Here is a 4,870-nt window from a genome sequence, read left to right on the forward strand (position 1 = left end):
GTGGGAATGCAGCCCGGGACGCTCTGCGTCCCAAATGCCGAACGCGGAGCGTCCGAAGAGGCATTCCCACGCAGAGCGCGGGAACGATCGTCGCGGTGCTCAGTCTGGAATCGGCAGGCTCAGGCTCTCCTTCACCTCTTCCATCACGATATAACTCTTCGACTCCCGCACATGCGGCAGCTTCAGCAGAATGTCGCCCAGCAGTTTGCGGTACGAAGCCATCTCGGAAATCCGCGCCTTCACCAGATAGTCGAAATCCCCTGACACCAAATGACATTCCAGCACGTGCGGCAATTTCAGCACCGCGCGGCGGAACTCTTCGAAAGTGTCGCCGGATTTGTAGTCGAGGCTGATCTCGACAAACACCAGCAAGCTACCCTTCAAGTGCTGCGGATTCAGCCGGGCGTTGTAGCCCATGATGATTCCTTCGCGCTCCAGACGCCTTACCCGCTCGGTGCACGGCGTGGTGGAGAGGCCGACCTTTTCCCCGAGTTCGGTAAAGGAAATCCGCCCGTCCGCCTGCAGGATCCGCAAGATGTTGCGGTCGATCTTGTCCAGCTCACGTTTGGTCTGAGTGTTGGTACGCATAGGGGATGCGCCTCCGTGAAAAGGGTTTTTGCCGAGAATTGTCGCCAAATATAGGCGCTTATATAGTGAAAAGCACTGGCATTTCTTTTTTACACTGCGCGCATCATTGCTCTAACAACACAGCTCGGCGAAAAGCCGCGATGAGGGATACAAAATGCGCGTTATGGTCTTGGGTAGCGGCGTCATCGGTACCGCCAGTGCTTACTATCTGGCCCGTGCCGGGTTTGAAGTGGTGGTGGTCGACCGGCAGCCCGCTGCGGCCATGGAGACCAGTTTCGCCAACGCCGGCCAGGTCTCGCCGGGCTACGCCTCGCCGTGGGCCGCGCCGGGCGTACCGCTGAAGGCGATCAAGTGGCTGCTGCAACGCCACGCCCCTCTCGCGATCAAGGCCACTGCCGACATCGACCAGTACCTGTGGATGGCGCAGATGCTGCGCAACTGCACCGCCAGCCGTTACGCGGTGAACAAGGAGCGCATGGTGCGTCTGTCCGAGTACAGCCGCGACTGCCTCGATGAATTGCGCGCCGAAACCGGCATCGCCTACGAAGGCCGCAGCCTCGGCACCACTCAATTGTTCCGCACCCAGGCGCAACTGGATAACGCCGCCAAAGACATCGCCGTGCTGAAAGAATCCGGCGTGCCGTTTGAAGTCCTTGATCGCGCCGGCATTGCCCGCGTCGAGCCAGCGCTGGCAGGTGTCACTGACATCCTCGCCGGCGCCCTGCGCCTGCCGAATGACCAGACTGGCGACTGCCAGATCTTCACCACGCGTCTCGCCGAAATGGCAGTGAAACTCGGTGTCGAATTCCGCTTCGGCCAGGACATCCAGAAACTCGACTACGCCGGTGATCGCATCAACGGCGTGTGGATCGACGGCAAACTGGAAACCGCCGACCGCTACGTGCTGGCCCTCGGCAGCTATTCGCCGCAATTGCTCAAGCCGCTGGGCATCAAGGCCCCGGTGTATCCGCTCAAGGGTTACTCGCTGACCGTGCCGATCACCAACCCGGCGATGGCTCCGACCTCGACTATTCTCGACGAGACCTACAAAGTCGCGATCACCCGTTTCGACAACCGCATCCGCGTTGGCGGCATGGCCGAGATCGCCGGTTTTGACCTGTCGCTGAACCCGCGCCGCCGCGAAACCCTGGAGATGATCGTCAACGACCTTTATCCTCAGGGCGGTAATCTGGCCGAGGCGAGTTTCTGGACCGGTCTGCGTCCGACCACCCCGGACGGCACGCCGATCGTTGGCGCCACGCCGTTCAAGAACCTGTTCCTCAACACCGGTCACGGCACGCTCGGTTGGACCATGGCGTGCGGTTCCGGTCGTTTGCTGGCCGACCTGATGGCAAAGAAAAAGCCGCAGATCAGCGCCGAAGGCCTCGATATTTCCCGTTACGGCAACAAGACCCAGGAGTCCGCAAAACATGTCAATCCAGCGCCAGCTCACCAATGAGCGCATGAGTCAGATCGTCAGCCACAACGGCACCGTGTATCTGGCCGGGCAGGTCGGCGACGACTTTGATGCCGGGGTTGAACAGCAGACCCGCGAGGTACTGGCCAATATCGAGCGCTTGCTCGATCTGGCTGGCACCGACAAAGAGCATCTGCTGTCGGCGACGATCTACCTGAACGACATCGAAGCACACTTTGCCGGGATGAACTCGGTGTGGGATCAGTGGCTGCCCAAAGGCGCCGCCCCGGCCCGTGCCACCGTCGAAGCGAAAATGGCCAAGCCGAGCATCCTGGTAGAAATCTCTATCGTCGCCGCGCTGCCGTAAGCCGTTGTAAAGATCCCTCTCCCGGCGCTGTTGGCGGTTCACGTCGTCAGTCGGCGCCGGTTTTTCTTCCCATGACCGCCTAGAAGTCTGCCGCCATGCGTCCTGCCCGTGCCCTGATCGACCTAGAAGCCCTGCGCCACAACTACCGAATTGCCCGCGAAGTCACCGGCGCCAAGGCGCTTGCGGTGATCAAGGCCGATGCCTATGGCCATGGCGCGGTGCGTTGCGCGCAGGCGCTGGAAGCCGAGGCCGACGGTTTTGCCGTCGCTTGCATCGAAGAAGCGCTGGAGTTGCGCGCGGCCGGCATCAAGGCCCCGGTGTTGTTGCTCGAAGGCATCTTCGAAGCCGATGAGCTGGCGTTGATCGTCGAGCATGATTTCTGGACCGTGGTGCATTCGCTGTGGCAGCTCGAAGCAATTGAGCAGGCGACGCTGAGCAAGCCGATTACCGTGTGGCTGAAGCTTGATTCGGGCATGCACCGTGTCGGTCTGCATCCCAAGGATTACCCGGCAGCCTATCAACGGCTGCTGGCCAGCGGCAAAGTGGCGAAAATCGTCTTGATGAGCCACTTCGCCCGCGCCGATGAACTGCACGCGCAGAGCAGCACCGAGCAGGTTGCGGTGTTTGAAGCGGCGCGTCAGGGCCTGGCGGCGGAAGTCAGCTTGCGCAACTCGCCGGCTGTGCTCGGTTGGCCGCAGATTCACAGCGATTGGGTGCGCCCGGGCATCATGCTTTATGGCGCGACCCCGTTCGAAGAAGCCAACGCCGTGGCCGAGCGCCTGCAACCGGTGATGACCCTCGAATCGAAAGTCATCTGTGTGCGTGAGCTGCCCGCCGGCGAGCCGATCGGCTACGGCGCCAAATTCATCACCGACAAGCCGATGCGCATCGGCGTGGTCGCCATGGGTTACGCCGATGGCTACCCGCGTCAGGCGCCGACCGGCACGCCGGTTTTGGTGGCTGGCAAGCGCAGCCGCATTCTCGGTCGCGTGTCGATGGACATGCTCTGCATCGATCTGACCGATGTGCCGCAAGCCGACCTCGGTTCGAGCGTCGAATTGTGGGGCAAAAATATCCTCGCCAGTGAAGTGGCGCAGTGGGCCGACACCATTCCGTACCAGATCTTTTGCAATCTGCGCCGAGTGCCAAGGCTCTATTCCGAGGGTTAACGCCGCTGCGGGGGCCAAGTGTTGTAAATACTGAACGCTGTCGCCATGATAACGCTCAATATTCTTACAACATCAGGAGGCTCCCGCCTTGGACGTCGGTGAACGACTGCAATCGATCCGCAAGCTCAAAGGGCTTTCCCAGCGTGAACTCGCCAAACGCGCGGGCGTCACCAACAGCACCATTTCGATGATCGAAAAGAACAGCGTCAGCCCTTCGATCAGTTCGCTGAGGAAGGTACTGGGCGGCATCCCCATGTCCATGGTCGAGTTCTTTTCCGAAGAAATCCTGCAGGAAGTCCCGACCCAGATCGTCTACAAGGCCAACGAGCTGATCGACATTTCCGACGGCGCCGTGACCATGAAACTGGTCGGCCGCGCGCACCCCAGCCGCGCCATCGCCTTCCTCAATGAAATCTACCCGCCGGGCGCCGATACCGGCGAAGAAATGCTCACCCATGAAGGCGAGGAAACCGGGATTCTGGTGGAAGGTCGTCTGGAACTGGTGGTGGGTCTGGAAACTTTTATTCTCGAAGCCGGCGACAGCTACTACTTTGAAAGTACCAAGCCGCATCGTTTCCGTAATCCGTTCGACGCGCCTGCGCGACTAATCAGCGCAGCCACGCCGGCGAATTTTTAACAAAGAGGTGCCAAGCCATGATGGCAAAGGCATCCGGACCGTTTTTCTACCGTGCGGTATAACCCCTTCGACTATGGGGTTGTTTCAGTGTGACGGGCTACCCGCTATACTTCCGCCCGCCTGCGAACCGTGGCCGCAGGCGTGAATAGCCACCATTGAGGGTGAACGCGTGAACCTAATTATGAAAATGCTGGCTGCACCAGCAACCGTACTGGCCCTCTGGGCTGTCAGCGCTCAAGCTGCGACGAATGACGACATTGCCAAACGCCTCGAGCCGGTCGGCCAGGTGTGTGTTCAAGGGCAGGAATGCAAAGGGATGGAAGTTGCCGCTTCCGCAGGTGGTGGTGGCGGGGCGAAGTCCCCTGATGATGTGATTGCCAAGCACTGCAATGCTTGCCACGGCACAGGCCTGCTGGGCGCACCAAAAATCGGTGACAAGGCGGCTTGGCAAGAGCGCGCTGATCATCAAGGCGGCCTCGACGGCATCCTGGCCAAGGCCATCACCGGTATTAACTCGATGCCACCGAAAGGCACCTGCGCCGATTGCTCGGATGAAGAGTTGAAAGGTGCAATCCAGAAGATGTCCGGCCTGAAATAAGCCGCGCTTCTGACGAAAAAAACCGTCTTCGGACGGTTTTTTTGTGCCTGCGATTTAGTAGCCCTCACCCCAGCCCTCTCCCGGAGGGAGAGGG

General features: G+C 60.3%; 6 protein-coding genes. 5 read left to right on the forward strand and 1 reads right to left on the reverse strand.

Features of this window, described 5'->3' with window-relative positions; translation table 11 throughout:
• Positions 1–99 precede the first annotated feature (99 nt).
• Positions 100–588: an Lrp/AsnC ligand binding domain-containing protein gene (locus PMI23_RS27855; protein ID WP_003177284.1), complete on the reverse strand. Its 489-nt coding sequence runs from the start codon at positions 586–588 to the stop codon at positions 100–102.
• 154 nt (positions 589–742) lie between these two features.
• On the opposite strand from PMI23_RS27855, the gene dadA reads away from it, so the two are divergent.
• The 5 genes from dadA (at position 743) to PMI23_RS27880 (ending at position 4,776) form a co-directional block, all read left to right on the forward strand.
• Positions 743–2,047, forward strand: a complete 1,305-nt coding sequence (dadA, locus tag PMI23_RS27860; RefSeq protein WP_007920390.1) for a D-amino acid dehydrogenase — start codon at positions 743–745, stop codon at positions 2,045–2,047.
• The gene (locus PMI23_RS27865; protein WP_007920391.1) at positions 2,019–2,372 is read left to right on the forward strand and encodes a RidA family protein; all 354 of its coding nucleotides are present in this window, start codon (positions 2,019–2,021) and stop codon (positions 2,370–2,372) included. Before dadA ends, PMI23_RS27865 begins: the two co-directional genes overlap by 29 nt.
• Positions 2,373–2,467: 95 nt before the next feature.
• Positions 2,468–3,541 carry an alanine racemase gene (alr, locus tag PMI23_RS27870; protein ID WP_007920392.1) on the forward strand — a complete coding sequence of 358 codons (1,074 nt, stop codon included), beginning with the start codon at positions 2,468–2,470 and terminating at the stop codon, positions 3,539–3,541.
• 88 nt (positions 3,542–3,629) lie between these two features.
• Entirely contained in the window at positions 3,630–4,178 is a 549-nt protein-coding gene (locus tag PMI23_RS27875; protein WP_007920393.1) for a cupin domain-containing protein, read from the forward strand.
• A gap of 181 nt (positions 4,179–4,359) precedes the next feature.
• Positions 4,360–4,776 (forward strand): c-type cytochrome, encoded by a 417-nt coding sequence (locus PMI23_RS27880; protein ID WP_042705063.1) that lies wholly within the window; start codon positions 4,360–4,362, stop codon positions 4,774–4,776.
• Positions 4,777–4,870 lie beyond the last annotated feature (94 nt).

Origin of the sequence: Pseudomonas sp. GM24, from assembly GCF_000282235.1 — a bacterium.
Lineage (GTDB): Bacteria > Pseudomonadota > Gammaproteobacteria > Pseudomonadales > Pseudomonadaceae > Aquipseudomonas.